This window comes from Rossellomorea aquimaris (assembly GCF_020172085.1).
GTDB lineage: Bacteria > Bacillota > Bacilli > Bacillales > Bacillaceae_B > Rossellomorea > Rossellomorea aquimaris_E.
On the sequence record NZ_JAIVAT010000003.1, the window covers coordinates 880,124 to 896,057 of the forward strand.

Here is a 15,934-nt window from a genome sequence, read left to right on the forward strand (position 1 = left end):
GTAAACATTGTTGGTTTTAAAGTGGTGAGTAGTGGTTGAATTCCCCACCATGTGTTCTCTTTTCATTATGTACAGCGTTTCCCCCAGGTGTCGAGCACCCTTAGCGAATATCCTATTTTCAAAAGTACGTTTTTGCTTTATCTAAAAACATGTAGCTCTGTCACCAAAGACTTATTAAGAGGGTGAGGGGAACTGTGTAGACTCCTACGGAAAACGGGCGTGCTGAGACCCCGGAAGCGTACTTTGCTGAGGAGACTCGGCCGAACGTCTGTGGAAAGCGTAGCAGTTCCCCTCACCCTGAAGCACATACTTATTGACAGAGTATTGGAATACCATAGTCTGTGTGAAAATCACAGCAATCTTATAAAAGAACTTAAGTGGGTGACTAAACTCTCTTCCAATAGCAACCACTGCTATAAAAAGAGCATCTACAGGGGAAAATAGATTTTTAGAAAATTATTTAAACTTAAGGGCTAGGAAAGAATAATAATTCTATGTTATATTGGTACATAATTCTTTAACGAGTTGAAGGGGGAAAGTGAAATGAGATACTTAACATCTGGAGAATCACATGGACCACAGTTAACGACCATCATTGAAGGGCTTCCGGCAGGGATGCCTTTAGAAGCTGAAGATATAAATGAGAACCTGGCAAGAAGGCAGAAAGGCCATGGACGTGGACGGAGAATGCAAATTGAGACGGACCGAGCATCGATTGTAGGAGGCGTAAGACATGGGCACACCCTCGGATCTCCACTCGGGTTGGTTGTCGAGAACAAAGATTGGACTCACTGGACTAAGGTAATGGGGATCGAACCTCTGGAAGATGGTGTGGAGGAAGAAATCAAAAGAAAAATTTCGCGTCCAAGACCTGGACATGCAGACCTCGTTGGCGGAATGAAATATGGACATAGAGATCTTAGAAACGTACTGGAAAGGTCCTCTGCAAGGGAGACGACGGTTAGGGTCGCAGCAGGGGCCGTTGCCAAGAAGTTATTGAAGTTACTGGGGATTGAAGTAGTCGGACATGTCCTTGAAATCGGAGGCATTAAATCAGGAAAGCTTCATTATGATTCCATAAATGAACTGAGGGATGTGACGGAAGCATCGCCTGTACGCTGTCTTGATGAAGAAGCCGGCCAGAAGATGATGAACCTGATAGATGAAGCTAAGAAAAATGGGGATTCAATAGGCGGTGTAGTAGAGGTCATCGTTGAAGGAATGCCATCAGGGGTTGGCAGTTATGTTCATTATGACCGTAAACTGGATGCGAAAATCGCCATGGCAGTCATGAGTATCAATGCCTTCAAAGGAGTCGAATTCGGTCTGGGCTTTGAAATGGCCAGAAAACCGGGAAGTGAAGTCCATGATGAAATTGCATGGAGTGAAGAAAAAGGGTACTTCCGGAAGACGAATCGATTAGGCGGTTTTGAAGGGGGTATGACAACAGGTATGCCAATTTCAGTCAAGGGAGTCATGAAGCCGATCCCAACCCTGTATAAACCTCTTCAAAGTGTTGACATCGAAACGAAGGAACCATTCAAAGCTAGCATTGAGAGGTCAGATAGTTGTGCAGTGCCTGCAGCAAGTGTAGTGGCGGAAGCCGTTGTGGCCTGGGAGCTTGCCTCTGCCATCGTCGAACAGTTCAATAGTGACCAATTTGAAAAGCTCCGTCAAGATATCGATAGTCATCGTCAAGAATCAAAGGAGTATTAATAAATGGAACAGGTAACCATTCAAACCGCTTCAAAGACATACGATGTAAAGATTGGAGTGGGAATGACCAATGAAATCGTTTCTTTTATTAAGAAGGCGTTTAAAGATGTATCAAAGGTGTGGATCATAGCCGATGAATCAGTATACAACCTTCATGGGGAAGCTTTCTCTAATGCTATCGGTCAGTTTTTCGAAGTAACCACTTATCAAGCTCCTAAAGGGGAGAAGGCGAAAAGCTTTTCCGTCTATGAAGAGGCGATAACACACGGCCTTCAGCATCATGTGGATCGTAAATCTATTGTGATTGCCTTCGGTGGCGGAGCCATAGGTGATCTAGCCGGCTTCATCGCGTCTACGTATATGAGGGGAATCCCTTTCATCAGCGTTCCGACGACAATCCTTGCCCATGACAGCGCAGTGGGAGGGAAAGTGGCAATCAATCATCCATTAGGTAAGAATATGGTGGGGCAATTTTATCAACCCGAAGGTGTATTCTTCGATTTGGATTATTTTTTTACTCTACCAAAACATGAAGTGCTGTCCGGCTTCGCTGAGGTAATCAAACATGCATTGTTATCAGATAAGGGATTTATAAATGATCTAATGCACTCATTCCGATCTGCAGAAAATCTCGATAAGGACTTTCTGACAGATTGCCTGGTTAAAGGCATTAAGGTGAAAGGGGCAATTGTATCAAAGGATGAGAGAGAGTCGAATATCCGGGCATTCTTGAATTTCGGACACACTTATGGTCATGCTGTTGAAAGTGCAAGCGGCTATGGAAATCGGACTCATGGTGAGTCGGTCATGATCGGAATGGTCTTCGCTTTATATCTTAGTGAACGTTACAGCGGCCTGCCATTTGACTTGGAGTCGTTTATCCAGTGGGTCAAGTCACTCGGTTATAATCTGACGGTTCCATCAAGCATCGATTTTGATACATTATACGAAGGAATGAAACGTGATAAGAAGTCCTTAAACGGCCAGCCCGTTTTCATTTTATTAAAGGATATCGGTGACCCTTTGATAGAAGACGTGAAGAAAGAGGATCTGAAACAAGCGGATGAATTCATTCGGAAGTTGTAAAACCTTCCCTTAAAGGGAAGAGATAGAGTATAAAAAAGTGAGAATAAAGGGAGAGTGGAAGAATGATCAGGGGAATTCGAGGTGCCACCACAGCAGATCATGATGATGAAAAGGAAATTCTCCTTTCAACCGAAAGTCTCTTAAAGGAAATGATCTTACATAATGATATAAAGGCAGATAAGGTCGCATCTGTTTTCATTTCTGCGACAAATGATATCAAGAGCGTTTTCCCTGCCAAAGCATTAAGGGGGTTTGAGGATTGGAAATATGTCCCTGTCATGTGCATGCAGGAGTTAGATATACCTCATGGACTGCCTTTGTGCATTAGAGTGATGATTCATTACCATACGTCAACACCTCAAAGGGATATCCAACATATTTATATGGAAAATGCAGTCAGCCTCCGTCCTGACTTGAAAAAGGATTAGCCATCTTTGGAAGAGATGAAAAAGACTGAAAGGAAGTTAAACATGAAGTGGAAACCCCAGATTCAGAATTTAAAAGCATACCAGCCCGGAAAAACGATGGATGATGTGAAAGAGTTATTCAATCTTGAGAAAGTGGTGAAGCTTGCATCGAATGAAAACCCATTCGGCTGTTCAAAGAGCGTTGAGACGTTTCTTAAAACGAATGCACTTTCTCATGCAATCTATCCTGATGGTTATGCGAAAGAATTACGCCTCAAGGTGGCAGGATACTTATCTGTGGAACCTGGACAATTACTATTTGGGAATGGATCAGATGAAGTCATAGAAATCATCTCCAGGGCTTTATTGGGTGTTGGGAAAAGCACTGTAATGGCAACACCGACCTTTCCCCAATATAAACACAATGCGATTGTAGAAGGGGCAGAAATCCGTGAGGTCCCACTGGATTCAGCGGGAAGGCATCAATTGGACAAAATGCTTAAAGAGATCGATGACACCACTTCGGTTGTCTGGTTGTGTTCACCTAATAATCCCACGGGGGAATATATTCGTAACGGGGAACTCATTTCCTTTTTAGATGCTGTCCCTCCACATGTTCTCGTTGTATTGGACGAAGCGTATTACGAGTATGTGGTGGCGGAGGATTATTATGATTCTTTAGAATTATTGAAGTCCTATCCTCAATTATTGATCACACGGACCTTTTCGAAAGCCTACGGTTTAGCAGGATTCAGAGTAGGATTCGGGATAGGTAGAGATGACGTGATCGGGAAACTCGAACCAATCCGTGAACCTTTCAATAATAATACACTTGCTCAAGGAACAGCTTCAGCGGCCATCGATGATCAGGCATTCATACAGGAATGCAGGGACCATAATCGAAAAGGACTGGAGCAGTATTACCAGTTCTGTGAGGAACAAGGTCTGGATTATTTCCCTTCACAAGCGAACTTCGTATTAATTGATTTCGGAGTTAGCGGTGACGAAGTGTTTCAATATTTAATGAGTAAAGGATATATCGTCCGCTCAGGAGTTGCCTTAGGATTCCCTCAATCTGTAAGGGTGACGGTTGGATCCCATGAACAAAATGAAGAAGTCATTGACAAAATGAAGGAATTTCTAGCCCTTCAAAGAAGTGTATGAAGTGAGGTCGGGTGGGCGTGTGCCCTTTCCGGCTTTTTTCAAATAGGATGATGGAGGGACAACGATGAATGGAACAGTGTTAATCATAGGCATGGGGTTGATTGGTGGGTCTCTTGCCATCTGTATAAAAAAAGAACATCCCAATGCGAAAATCATTGGGCATGATGTGAATCATAAAGAATTAAGACTTGGCAGTTCCTTAGGTATAATCGATGAAATGTCTCTTTCATTACAGCATGCTGCAGAACAAGCGGATCTCATCATTATTTCTACCCCTGTTTTCCAAACCGAGAAGATCATCGAGCAATTTAAATCATTTTCATTGAAAGAAAACGTATTGATTACAGATACCGGCAGTACAAAAGAATCAATCATGAAGAAATCGGACTGGATGTCAAGAAGAGGAATCCAATTTATCGGGGGGCACCCGATGGCAGGCTCACACAAGAGTGGAATTGCCGCTGCGAAAGAAATTTTGTTTGAAAATGCTTTCTATATGCTCACTCCGAGTCCCAGCGCTCGAGAGGAAAACGTGACCGAGCTCCAGGAGTGGCTGAAAGGTACACATGCTAAATTCTTAATGGTAGAACCGCGGGAACATGATGAACTGACGGGCATAATCAGTCATTTTCCTCATATCATTGCAGCTTCCCTGGTTCACCGGGCGAAGGTTTCTTCGGCTTCGCACCCATATTTGAGAAGGCTTGCTGCAGGAGGATTTCGTGATATAACCCGGATCGCCTCTTCCAACCCGACAATGTGGAAGGACATTACCATTCAAAACAGGAAGGTCTTGCTTGCTCTTCTTGAGGAGTGGAAGGCTGAAATGGAGGAAGTTGTTTCCTTTGTCAGTATGAATGATACTGAGAAGATATTCAATTACTTTCAAGATGCAAAGATATTTAGGGATGATCTACCGATTCTTGAAAAAGGGGCGATTCCTTCGTTCTACGATCTATTTGTAGATGTACCCGACTATCCAGGAGTAATCTCTGAAGTGACGGGCTATCTTGCACAGGAAAAGATCAGTTTAACGAATATCAGGATCATGGAAACGAGAGAAGATATATATGGAGTATTAGTGATCAGCTTTCAAACATTGGAAGACAGGGAGAGAGCTCTTCACTGTTTAAGTAATCAGACGAATTATGAATTATTCTTGGGATAAAGGGTGATACGGATGAAAGCAAAGAAAAGACTGTCAAATCCAAATAAAGGTTTGAATGGAGAGCTGCAAGTACCGGGGGATAAATCGATTTCCCATCGATCGATCATGTTTGGATCGGTTGCTGAAGGCAAAACGGTTATACATAATTTTCTTATGGGAGAGGATTGTTTAAGCACCATTTCCTGCTTTCGTAAGTTAGGTGTGGAGATTACGGTCACACAAGATGAAGTGATTGTATATGGTAACGGGTGGGATCACCTAAAAGAACCGGTGGATATTCTGGATGTAGGGAATTCGGGGACTACTACCCGTCTTATCATGGGGATTCTGGCAGGAAGACCATTTCATTCGGTTCTTATTGGGGATTCCTCCATCGCCAAGCGACCGATGAAGAGGGTGACAGAGCCGCTGAAGAAATTCGGTACCGTGATAGATGGCCGTTCTGAAGGCAATTTCACTCCGCTATCCATCAGGGGTGGAAATCTGAAAGGCATTCATTATTCATTACCTGTTGCAAGTGCCCAAGTAAAGTCCGCCCTCATATTGGCGGGGCTCCAGGCGGATGGAGTGACTGAAATAGTTGAGCCGCAGCAGACGAGAAACCATACGGAAAAGATGATTCTCGAGTTTGGCGGGAAGATTGAAAAACATGGAGATACCATTAAGGTCCAAGGCGGGCAAGTACTAAAAGGAACAGAAATTTATGTTCCAGGAGATATCTCATCAGCAGCCTTCTTTATGGTGGCTGCCGCCATTGTTCCCCATAGTAAAGTACTGTTAAAGAATGTAGGTCTTAATGAAACCCGTATTGGGATAGTGGAAGTCATGAAGAAAATGGGTGCATCTATAGAAATAGTGGAGCATTCCAAAGCGGGGGAACCGATCGGAGACATTCTTGTTCAATCTTCGGAGCTTACAGGGATTGAAATCGGTGGAGACCTGATTCCTTCATTAATTGATGAAATTCCGGTTATTGCCCTATTAGCCACACAAGCGAAAGGGAAGACGGTCATCAGGGACGCAGAAGAATTAAAGGTAAAGGAAACCAATCGTATCGATGCAGTCGTGAAAGAGCTTGGCAAGCTTGGTGCAAACATTCAAGGAACGGAAGATGGAATGGTCATTGAGGGTAAAACTCCGTTACACGGAGGAGAGGTTCATTCATGGGGAGATCACCGGATTGGAATGACCCTTGCTGTAGCCTCATTGCTGACTGAATCTGATGTCTATTTAGAGGATGCAGAGGCAGTGAAGATATCGTATCCCGATTTCTTTGAGCATATAAATCAACTGTTGGAACATGAGTAATAGAATTTTTTTCTTTGAGGCGGGTGGACGGAGGATGTCCATCCGCTTCCCCTTTTTATAAGTGGTGACATGAATTCATCCTTTCCGTCATAGCTTGTCTATAAAGGAAGGTGATGAATGGTTGAGCACATATATCATTGAAAATGCAAATTGGGTGAAGGAAACTAAACTTACTCACACATCCCTTTTGATCGAAGATGGCAGGGTTTCAGCCATCAGGGATAACTTTCGGTATTATAGGTACATGCGAATGGATGTCTCACGTTTTCTCATGACACCAGGGCATGTCATGTGTGATACAGAGGTGCCAAAAGGTAGCGATTTTGTCTCCGTGAAGAATTATTATCTTAGTGAATTTATTAACAGAGGCTGTACGACAGTCCTGACATCATTTTCAATACGGTATGAATATGAATTCCTGAAAGAATTACATGAGCGGAAAATCTCATTGATAAACTGTCCTCTGGATTACACAATAGGATTAAAAACAACCCCGAATCTGGTGACCCCGAGCATCATACGATCATGCAAGCGGCATAAAGTCCCCGTGATATGGATCGAGATGGATGGGACAGATGCATTTAGAAATATTCCCTGGGGGTGGATCAAAGGGTTATTATATGATTACCCTATTACTTTTGTCCCTTTTTTTACGACAAACCTAGACAATAAAACAAAAATAAAGCATCTTAAAATGTGGCAGAATTCGATGGAAAGCGAGGGTATTCCCCATTTCCCCGATGAGATCCCCCAAAAAGAACCGCTGAAATTAAATGTATTGAAAAAAATTGGAATATATCCTCTTAGAGGAAATTTTTTGGTGGGTGGAGAAATAAGTTATAACCTCTATATGAAACGAGATGACACAGCTATTGAGCCATTATCATTTCATTATGATCATCATGTGCTAAAATGTACAATGAATAAGGGGAAATATCATTACGTGAATAATAGAGGGTACTTTCATCCTGGAGCAGGTGAAGAACTGATCATCCGAACACCAGGGTATTTTACTTAACTCAATACAAGCTTTTTTATAGAAAGGGATTGACCATGTCATACGCTGAACAAATGTTATCTTCCTTGGAGGAAGGGAATTTAGAAGAAGCAAAGAAATATTATAGCCAGGTATTGAAGTTTGGAAGCCACGAAGAAAAGTTCAGCCTGGCCGAAGAACTGCATCATTTGGGATTTCTGGATGAAGCGAAAGAGCTGTACGGCATTCTCCTTCAATATTATCCGGGTGAAGGTGAACTACTTGTTGAACTGGCAGAAGTGCTGGTGGAGATGGACAAGGAAGAAGAAGCCATCGAAACCCTCGCAGAGTTGGATGAGGGTGACCCCATCTATCCCAGGGCACTGCTTCTGTTAGCAGATCTATACCAAATGCAGGGGTTGTTCGAAGTAAGTGAACAGAAGCTTCTTCAAGCCAAGAAGCTATTACCTGAAGAACCGGTCATTGATTTCGGGTTGGGGGAACTTTATTCCGAGACTGGAAGGTTCCTTGAAGCAATCAGGCACTATCAGGCTCTCATAGAGAAGGGAACGACTGAGCTCGGAGGAACGAATGTCCACCAAAGATTGGCAGAGGCCTATAGTGTCGGAGGGGCATTTGAAGAGGCTCTAACACATTATGAAAAAGCCCTTCAAGACCATCTAGAGATTAATACCCTTTTCGGCTACGCATTTACCGCCTATCAGGCGGGATACTACGAAAAAGCGATTGAAAAATTTGCTTCTGTCAAAGAACTGGATCCGGAATATCATTCTGTGTACTTATTACTCGCTAAATCATATGAACGTGAAGAGAAGCTTCAGGAAAGCCTGGAGACGGTTCAAGAAGGAGTAAAGCAGGATGAATTTAATAAAGAGCTGAATTTATTCGGGGGGAAAGTTTCCCTGAAGCTTGGACTTGAAAATGAAGCAGAAGCATTCCTTCGAGAAGCCTTGGTACTCGATCCCGGCTATGTGGAGGCAGCTCTGATCATCAACAAATTGTTCTTTACACAGGACCGATTTGACGATGTCCTGGAGATCGCACGGATGCTGACGGTAGAAGGAGAAGAGGAGCCCCAAATGAAATGGGATCTTGCAAAGGCTTATGAAGGGCTTGAACAATATAATCATGCATTAAAACAATACCGTGTTGCATATACTTACTTTAAGAATCATCAAGAGTTTTTGCTAGAGTTCGGACAATTTCTAGTAGAGGAAGGACTCAGGGGTGAAGCAGTAGAAGTATATAAACACCTGATTGAAATGGATCCTTCAAATGATGAGTGGCAGGATTTGATTGAAAGATTACAAGACTGACGACGGCGGTGGGTTAAGGGATTGACTGAAGGATAAGAGTGAAACGAAGGATTGTGAACATGACTGAACTTTATCGCGAAAAGAAAACGGACCTTATAAAAAAGGATTCTGCAGAGGAGGGAAAACCATGACCACCCCTGTTTCTGTCAACGAGAAGAAAGAATTTATCCGCTGGTTTTTGAACCGATACCAACTAAAACGAAGAGAATGTGTGTGGATCTTGAATTATCTGATGAGTCATGACCAGTTAATGAAAAAGGTTCATTTTGTCGAAGAATCCCAATACTGTCCAAGGGGACTGGTGATGTCGACACATTGTGTCGAGGATGTTCCATTCCGCTTCTACAAGGAGAATATCATGACGACGGACGCAGAAAAATCGTTTCATGATATCCGCTTGAACAAAGATGAAGATATTTACATTCAGCTAAACTTCAGTAAAGCAAATTCAAGTTACCAATTTGCAGCCGTACTTGAAGAAAATCCGTTTATGCCGAAGTACCTTCTGATCAATGAAAAAGACAGAATGGTAGCGGAGCAGTTCCTGAACGACAGCTTGCAGACTTTCAGGAGAGATCATTTATTGAAGGCGATTGACCAAGCGTTGGACAGCGGGGACAAAAAGGCATTTAATCGATTGACTAAAGAATTGAATAACCTGACCTGATGAATCGAATGAAGAGATACATTTCTCTTCATTCGATTTTTTATTGCCTTTTTTAGATAGGAAGATTAAGAATGGAGCATACTAGTATCGAGGCTCTATTCACAGCCCTGGCTGAATGACCGGTTAACAAAGCCGGGTGAGTATTTCAGTGAAGGCAATGCAAACATTCATGGGAAACAGGTAAAGTTTAAAAGTGAAATCGCTTTAAATAGAAGGAGATAAAGTGATATGATGGGATGTGAAAAATGAAAGAAAAAAAGTGAGGGTTACACATGAATTGGAACGTAAAAGATATTGAAGTGTTTGAAGCTGAAAAAACATACATAGATACGGCAGTCATTCCGATGGTCCCTGTTGATTTCGGGAAGGATATAAGAGTCTCAGCTGCACAATCAGAGTTTATCAATCTACTCACCATGCATCTTGAAAGGCAGTTCAAGGGAAGAATGATGATGACGCCGTCATTTACGTATCGAATGTCTTCTTTGATTGATAGCGAGGTGGAGAGGTTATCCGATTGGGCAGAAGAATTAAGTGCCAGCGGAGTGAAGCATATCTTCTTTTTAACCTCGGACAGCGGGTGGAAAAAAATCGAAGATCAATTAGGTGACCGCTTGATCTGGGTACCTTCCATCCCCCTTGAGGATCTGGATGAACAGTATAAGCACTCCATCATGGAAGATCAGGTGAAGCAACTGTTGAATGTGATTGTACAAAAATGGCAAAAAAATTCATAAAAACTTCACATTGTTTCCATCTTTTAGATTAGAGAGTTATTGACCTTGTATAGAGTTTAATATATCATAGTTATGTCCTAGTTTTATATTTGTGCGAAATATGTCCGACGGACTTACCTTACGATAGAGGGGGGAAAAGGATGAGCAAACATCGTGTATCTAGACGTCAATTCCTTAACTATACACTTACGGGTGTAGGCGGTTTCATGGCGGCGGGAATGTTAATGCCGATGGTTCGCTTCGCAGTGGATCCCGTTTTGAAAACGGAAGCTGCGGGAGATTTTAAAGCGACAAAGCAAAAGGTTTCAGAATTAACGAATGAACCAGTACGTGTCGATTTCTCTTACGAGCAAAAAGATGCATGGTACACATCAGAAGTGACACAGACCGCTTGGGTTTATAAGAACAAAGAAGGCAAAATCATTGCTCTTTCACCGGTTTGTAAACACCTTGGTTGTACAGTAAACTGGAATGGGAATCCGGATCATAAAGAAATGTTCTATTGCCCATGTCATGGTGGAATGTACCACAAAAATGGTAAGAATGTACCCGGTACACCACCGACAGCACCGTTGGATTCATATCCAACAAAAGAAAAAGACGGGATTTTATATCTTGGACAACCAGAACCAAATAAATTTGTTAAGTAAGGGGGCGTAATCTGTGCTGAACAAGATCTATGATTGGGTTGACGAGCGTTTAGACATTACGCCTTTGTGGCGCGATATCGCGGATCACGAAGTACCTGAACATGTAAACCCTGCGCATCATTTTTCTGCGTTTGTTTACTGCTTCGGAGGGTTGACTTTCTTCGTAACCGTAATTCAAATTCTATCAGGAATGTTCTTAACGATGTACTATGTTCCTGATATTAAGAACGCTTGGGAATCTGTGTATTATCTGCAAAATGAAGTGGCATTTGGACAAATTGTCCGTGGAATGCATCACTGGGGAGCAAGTTTGGTTATCGTAATGATGTTCTTACATACACTACGCGTTTTCTTCCAAGGTGCATACAAAAAACCTCGTGAATTGAACTGGGTTGTTGGGGTTCTTATTTTCTTCGTTATGTTAGGGCTGGGCTTCACCGGTTATTTACTACCGTGGGATATGAAAGCGCTATTCGCGACGAAAGTAGGTCTTGAAATTGCAGGAGCTACTCCATTTATTGGAGATCAAGTGAAAATGTTATTAGCTGGTGATGCTCATATCGTCGGAGCACAGACTTTGACACGATTCTTCGCCATTCACGTATTCTTCTTGCCTGCTGCTTTACTTGGATTAATGGGAGCTCACTTCCTGATGATCCGTAAGCAAGGTATTTCAGGACCGTTGTAAGATATTTATTAACCTAATAAAAGGAGGGGGACACTATGCATCGAGGAAAAGGGATGAAGTTTGTAGGGGACTCCCGGGTTCCTGCAGACAGAAAGCCGAATATACCGAAAGACTATTCGGAGTTCCCTGGTAAAACAGAAGCTTTCTGGCCAAACTTCTTATTAAAAGAGTGGCTGGTAGGTGCTGTTTTCCTTATCGGTTACCTATGTTTAACGGTTGCTCATCCATCACCGTTAGAACGTATTGCCGATCCGACGGATACTGGATATATTCCATTACCTGACTGGTATTTCTTATTTTTATACCAATTACTTAAGTACACATATGCATCTGGACCTTATAATGTTATCGGAGCGTTCGTTATTCCTGGAATCGCATTTGGAGCACTTCTACTTGCACCATTCATCGACAAAGGACCTGAACGCCGTCCAACAAAACGTCCGCTTGCAGTAGGATTCATGATATTGGCACTCGCAGCTACGTACTTCCTTACTTGGGAATCTGTTGCAACTCATGACTGGGAAGCAGCGAAGGAACAAGGGAAGATCCGTGCTGAAGTGGATATCGATAAGGAATCTGAAGGATATAAAATCTTTTCTGACCAGAAGAATGGTTGTATCAACTGTCATGGTGAAAATCTGCAAGGGGGAGCAGGTCCTTCTTTAATCGGAACGGGTCTTGCACCTGAAGAAATTGCAAAAATCGCTAAAAACGGTAAACCACCTGGCATGCCAGCAGGTTTATTTAAAGGGACAGACGAAGAGTTAAAGAAACTATCTGAATTCATCTCTGGTTTAGAAGAATAATGATAAGAGGGGCCAGCTTATGTTGGCCCTTTTTTTAATTTGAAAGCGAGGTGTAACGGATGCTTTGGATCATGACAATATTGAGAAATAAAATGTTTTTATGGTTACTACTAATTGTGAATCTTTTCGGCACTATATATGGGTATATATGGTATATGCCTCAACTTCGAAATACACCTTCACAATTTTTATTATTTGTTCCGGATAGTCCGACAGCCAGCTTGTTTTTTTGTTTTGTATTAATTGCATTTTTACTGAATCGAAACTGGCCTATTTTCGAAGTGCTAGCAATCATTACACTGTTTAAATATGGGGTCTGGGCGGTGGTCATGAATCTGCTGACTCTTTGGGTTTCGGGTGATTTGCCGTGGGAGGGATATATGCTGATGGCTTCACACGGGGCAATGGCCGTTCAAGGCATCTTGTATTCCTCATTTTACAGGGTGAAATGGTGGCATATCATTGTCGGTGCCGTTTGGACCATCCATAATGATATCATTGACTATGTATATATGCAGTTCCCTATATACTCCAAACTATATATGTATATTCAGAATATAGGGTATTTTACATTCTGGCTCAGCATCGTTTCCATCGCTATCGCCTATTACTTCACTCAAAAAACGAATCGATTAGATATCCACAACAAGGTGATGTGATTTTGTGGTCTACTCTTGTCCTCCCACTCATAAACTTTATTAGTAGTTTTAGGGGGGACAAGTATGAAATTCATCCAATTTATTATTACCGCTTTCTTATTTCTCATTTTAGTGCCTCAACCATTAATCGCAGTAGAGTCAACGTCTCCAATGAACGAGCTTGATGAAATTTCAGATCAGGCCTTACAGATGACAAAGGCAGGACGATATGAAGAAGCAAAGCATCTTTTAGTGTATTTCTCCGATGAATTCGCTTCTTTGAGTGCTCAGGAGTCTTTTTCTATGGATGAGTTGAGGATCTTAACCATCTCTCATAATTTGGCGGTGGAAAGTATCAATCAAACATCTCTTGACCAGGAACAGAAGGTGAACGCCGTTACCAAGTTCAGACTTGTGATGGATGCATTAAACAGTCAGCACCAACCATTATGGGTTGAGATGGAAGACCCGATCATGGAAGCCTTCAATGGTGTGAAGATTGCAGCTGAAAATGGAAACGCAGATGATTATCAAATGACATTGAATGTTTTTTTGTCCAAATATAATATCATTCAGCCGAGTATCAAATTAGACATCCCTGTTGAGCGGGCTCAAGTGTTGGATGCAAGGATATCTTACTTGGACCATTATCGACAGGACGTGTTGGAAAGTACAGAAACGATGAGTGAGCTGGCAGCTTTGGAAACAGATCTACACAAGCTATTTGAGAATATGACAGAAGACGAAGCGGATCCTTCCCTTTGGTGGGTCATCATATCGACAGGCAGTATCATCGTTTCTACATTATCTTATGTAGGTTGGAGAAAATATAAGGGACAAAGTGAAGTGAAAAAATCAGAACGGCAAAAAAATTGACACCGCCCTTTTTGCGCTATAAAATTTAGGTAATCTATACATCTGGAGGTTAATGCGATAATGGCAGGATTTTTGATTTACTTTTTACTGATAGCTCTTATTCCAATTGGAGCTCAGATGCGCGTAAAGAGTACCTTTAAGAAATATTCACGAGTAGCCACTACTTCCGGTATGACCGGAAGGGAAATGGCCAGAAGAATCCTAGATGAAAACGGGTTGCACAATGTTAAAGTAGTCGAAGGCAGAGGGTTTTTGAGTGATCACTATAATCCAATGACTAAAACAGTTGCATTGTCGCCTGATAATTATCATGGACATTCGGTAGCTGGAGCGGCTGTTGCTGCCCATGAAGTCGGTCATGCAATACAAGACGCTGAAAGCTATGCATTTCTCAGGTTCCGGCATGCTCTCGTTCCCGTTGCGAATATTGGCTCAAATATGTCTTGGATCTTCTTGATGATCGGTATATTCACTCAATTATCTGGAATGTTCCTGCTCGGTATCATTCTGATGGCTGTAGGGGTGGTATTTCAATTGATCACTCTTCCAGTTGAGTTTAACGCTTCATCAAGAGCAATGGATCAAATCGTTTCACTAGGATTGATCCGCAACGAAGAAGAGCGACATGCCAGAAAAGTACTGAACGCAGCAGCGATGACGTATGTAGCTGCCGCAGCAGTGGCAATCATCGAACTATTGAGATTAGTATTGATCTTCACCGGTATGAATGGTGACGATTAACTCCATAAATGAAAAAGCTAGACTCAACGCGGAGTCTAGCTTTTTTAGGTTATACATTAATCATGCAGGGGGTTCTTGTCTGCGTCAAGTGTGAATCCTTCGCCGAGGACGTCGTGTACGACGGTGACGGATACAAAGGCATGAGGATCGACACTGGTGATGATATTCTTAAGTCGTACGATTTCATTCTTTCCGACCACGCAATAAAGGACTTCTCGATCTTGCTTCGTAAACGAGCCGTGGCCCCTTAAGACGGTTACTCCACGGTCCATTTTCTCATTGATGACACTTGCGATTTCTTCATGGCTCTCGGATATGATCATGGCACCCCTGGCAGAATATGCCCCTTCCTGCATGAAGTCGATGACTCTTGCTGCAACAAAGACAGCAACGAGGGTGTACATCGCTTGCCTGTACTCCAAATATGTAATGAGTGAAATACCGATGACGACAGCATCGAACATGAACATGGTTTTCCCCATGCTCCAGCCTACGTATTTGTGGGCTAGCCGGGCGATAATATCGACACCGCCAGTTGTACCTCCGTACCTGAATATGATTCCTAGACCAATTCCGATAAATATGCCTGCGAACAGGGCAGCCAGGAATAGATCCCCTTCCAGGTCGATGGTCATTTGGTACCTCTGGAAGATCCATAGAAATACCGAAAGGGCAACCGTTCCGATCACCGTATAATAGAAGGCTTTCTTTCCGAGGAGCTTCCATCCCAGGAAGAATAGGGGTATATTTAAGGCAAGGTTGGAGTACGAAGGGTCAATATCAAATAGGAAATAAAGAATAAGTGTGATGCCCGTGAAACCACCTTCAGCCAGTTTATTTTGAATATTGAAGTGTACTAGACCAAAAGCAAATATAGCGGAACCCAATAAGATGAACAATATATTCTTAACACGCAATCCCAACATCTGTGATTCCCTCCTTTTATTAGTATTATCTCGTTGACAGAGA

The 15,934-nt window shown here is 42.4% G+C and carries 17 protein-coding genes; 16 read left to right on the plus strand and 1 reads right to left on the minus strand.

Annotated features, from left to right (window positions below; all coding sequences use genetic code 11):
* Window positions 1-543 precede the first annotated feature (543 nt).
* From aroC to LCL96_RS05340, 16 genes are all read left to right on the plus strand, one after another.
* Entirely contained in the window at window positions 544-1,716 is a 1,173-nt protein-coding gene (gene aroC, locus LCL96_RS05265; RefSeq protein ID WP_224940377.1) for a chorismate synthase, read from the plus strand.
* Window positions 1,717-1,719: 3 nt separating this feature from the next.
* Window positions 1,720-2,802: a 3-dehydroquinate synthase gene (gene aroB / locus LCL96_RS05270; RefSeq protein WP_224940378.1), complete on the plus strand. Its 1,083-nt coding sequence runs from the start codon at window positions 1,720-1,722 to the stop codon at window positions 2,800-2,802.
* 62 nt (window positions 2,803-2,864) lie between these two features.
* Window positions 2,865-3,230 carry a chorismate mutase gene (gene aroH, locus LCL96_RS05275; RefSeq protein WP_224940379.1) on the plus strand — a complete coding sequence of 122 codons (366 nt, stop codon included), beginning with the start codon at window positions 2,865-2,867 and terminating at the stop codon, window positions 3,228-3,230.
* A 42-nt stretch (window positions 3,231-3,272) separates the two neighbouring features.
* A complete protein-coding gene (hisC, locus tag LCL96_RS05280) occupies window positions 3,273-4,373 on the plus strand; it encodes a histidinol-phosphate transaminase (protein ID WP_224940380.1) in 1,101 nt (366 codons plus the stop codon).
* A 64-nt stretch (window positions 4,374-4,437) separates the two neighbouring features.
* The gene (locus tag LCL96_RS05285; protein ID WP_224940381.1) at window positions 4,438-5,541 is read left to right on the plus strand and encodes a prephenate dehydrogenase; all 1,104 of its coding nucleotides are present in this window, start codon (window positions 4,438-4,440) and stop codon (window positions 5,539-5,541) included.
* Between the two features lie 12 nt (window positions 5,542-5,553).
* A complete protein-coding gene (gene aroA / locus LCL96_RS05290) occupies window positions 5,554-6,849 on the plus strand; it encodes a 3-phosphoshikimate 1-carboxyvinyltransferase (RefSeq protein WP_224940382.1) in 1,296 nt (431 codons plus the stop codon).
* Between the two features lie 562 nt (window positions 6,850-7,411).
* Window positions 7,412-7,867, plus strand: a complete 456-nt coding sequence (locus tag LCL96_RS05295) for a hypothetical protein (protein WP_224940383.1) — start codon at window positions 7,412-7,414, stop codon at window positions 7,865-7,867.
* A 35-nt stretch (window positions 7,868-7,902) separates the two neighbouring features.
* Entirely contained in the window at window positions 7,903-9,162 is a 1,260-nt protein-coding gene (locus tag LCL96_RS05300; RefSeq protein ID WP_224940384.1) for a tetratricopeptide repeat protein, read from the plus strand.
* A gap of 127 nt (window positions 9,163-9,289) precedes the next feature.
* A complete protein-coding gene (locus LCL96_RS05305; RefSeq protein WP_224940385.1) occupies window positions 9,290-9,829 on the plus strand; it encodes a ReoY family proteolytic degradation factor in 540 nt (179 codons plus the stop codon).
* A gap of 272 nt (window positions 9,830-10,101) precedes the next feature.
* The gene (locus tag LCL96_RS05310) at window positions 10,102-10,566 is read left to right on the plus strand and encodes a YpiF family protein (protein ID WP_224940386.1); all 465 of its coding nucleotides are present in this window, start codon (window positions 10,102-10,104) and stop codon (window positions 10,564-10,566) included.
* 140 nt (window positions 10,567-10,706) lie between these two features.
* Window positions 10,707-11,216: a ubiquinol-cytochrome c reductase iron-sulfur subunit gene (locus LCL96_RS05315; protein ID WP_224940387.1), complete on the plus strand. Its 510-nt coding sequence runs from the start codon at window positions 10,707-10,709 to the stop codon at window positions 11,214-11,216.
* Window positions 11,217-11,229: 13 nt separating this feature from the next.
* Window positions 11,230-11,904 carry a menaquinol-cytochrome c reductase cytochrome b subunit gene (gene qcrB, locus LCL96_RS05320; RefSeq protein WP_032087896.1) on the plus strand — a complete coding sequence of 225 codons (675 nt, stop codon included), beginning with the start codon at window positions 11,230-11,232 and terminating at the stop codon, window positions 11,902-11,904.
* Window positions 11,905-11,939: 35 nt separating this feature from the next.
* On the plus strand, window positions 11,940-12,710 hold the full coding sequence (locus LCL96_RS05325) for a menaquinol-cytochrome c reductase cytochrome b/c subunit (RefSeq protein ID WP_224940388.1): 771 nt from the start codon (window positions 11,940-11,942) through the stop codon (window positions 12,708-12,710).
* A gap of 71 nt (window positions 12,711-12,781) precedes the next feature.
* The gene (locus LCL96_RS05330) at window positions 12,782-13,369 is read left to right on the plus strand and encodes a DUF1405 domain-containing protein (RefSeq protein WP_224940389.1); all 588 of its coding nucleotides are present in this window, start codon (window positions 12,782-12,784) and stop codon (window positions 13,367-13,369) included.
* A 63-nt stretch (window positions 13,370-13,432) separates the two neighbouring features.
* Window positions 13,433-14,224 (plus strand): sporulation protein YpjB, encoded by a 792-nt coding sequence (ypjB, locus tag LCL96_RS05335; protein WP_224940390.1) that lies wholly within the window; start codon window positions 13,433-13,435, stop codon window positions 14,222-14,224.
* A 60-nt stretch (window positions 14,225-14,284) separates the two neighbouring features.
* Complete coding sequence (locus LCL96_RS05340; RefSeq protein WP_224940391.1) at window positions 14,285-14,965, plus strand: zinc metallopeptidase; 681 nt, start codon at window positions 14,285-14,287, stop codon at window positions 14,963-14,965.
* A 56-nt stretch (window positions 14,966-15,021) separates the two neighbouring features.
* Here the strand turns inward: LCL96_RS05340 and LCL96_RS05345 are convergent, their stop codons facing one another.
* On the minus strand, window positions 15,022-15,891 hold the full coding sequence (locus LCL96_RS05345) for a YitT family protein (protein WP_224940392.1): 870 nt from the start codon (window positions 15,889-15,891) through the stop codon (window positions 15,022-15,024).
* Window positions 15,892-15,934: the final 43 nt, after the last annotated feature.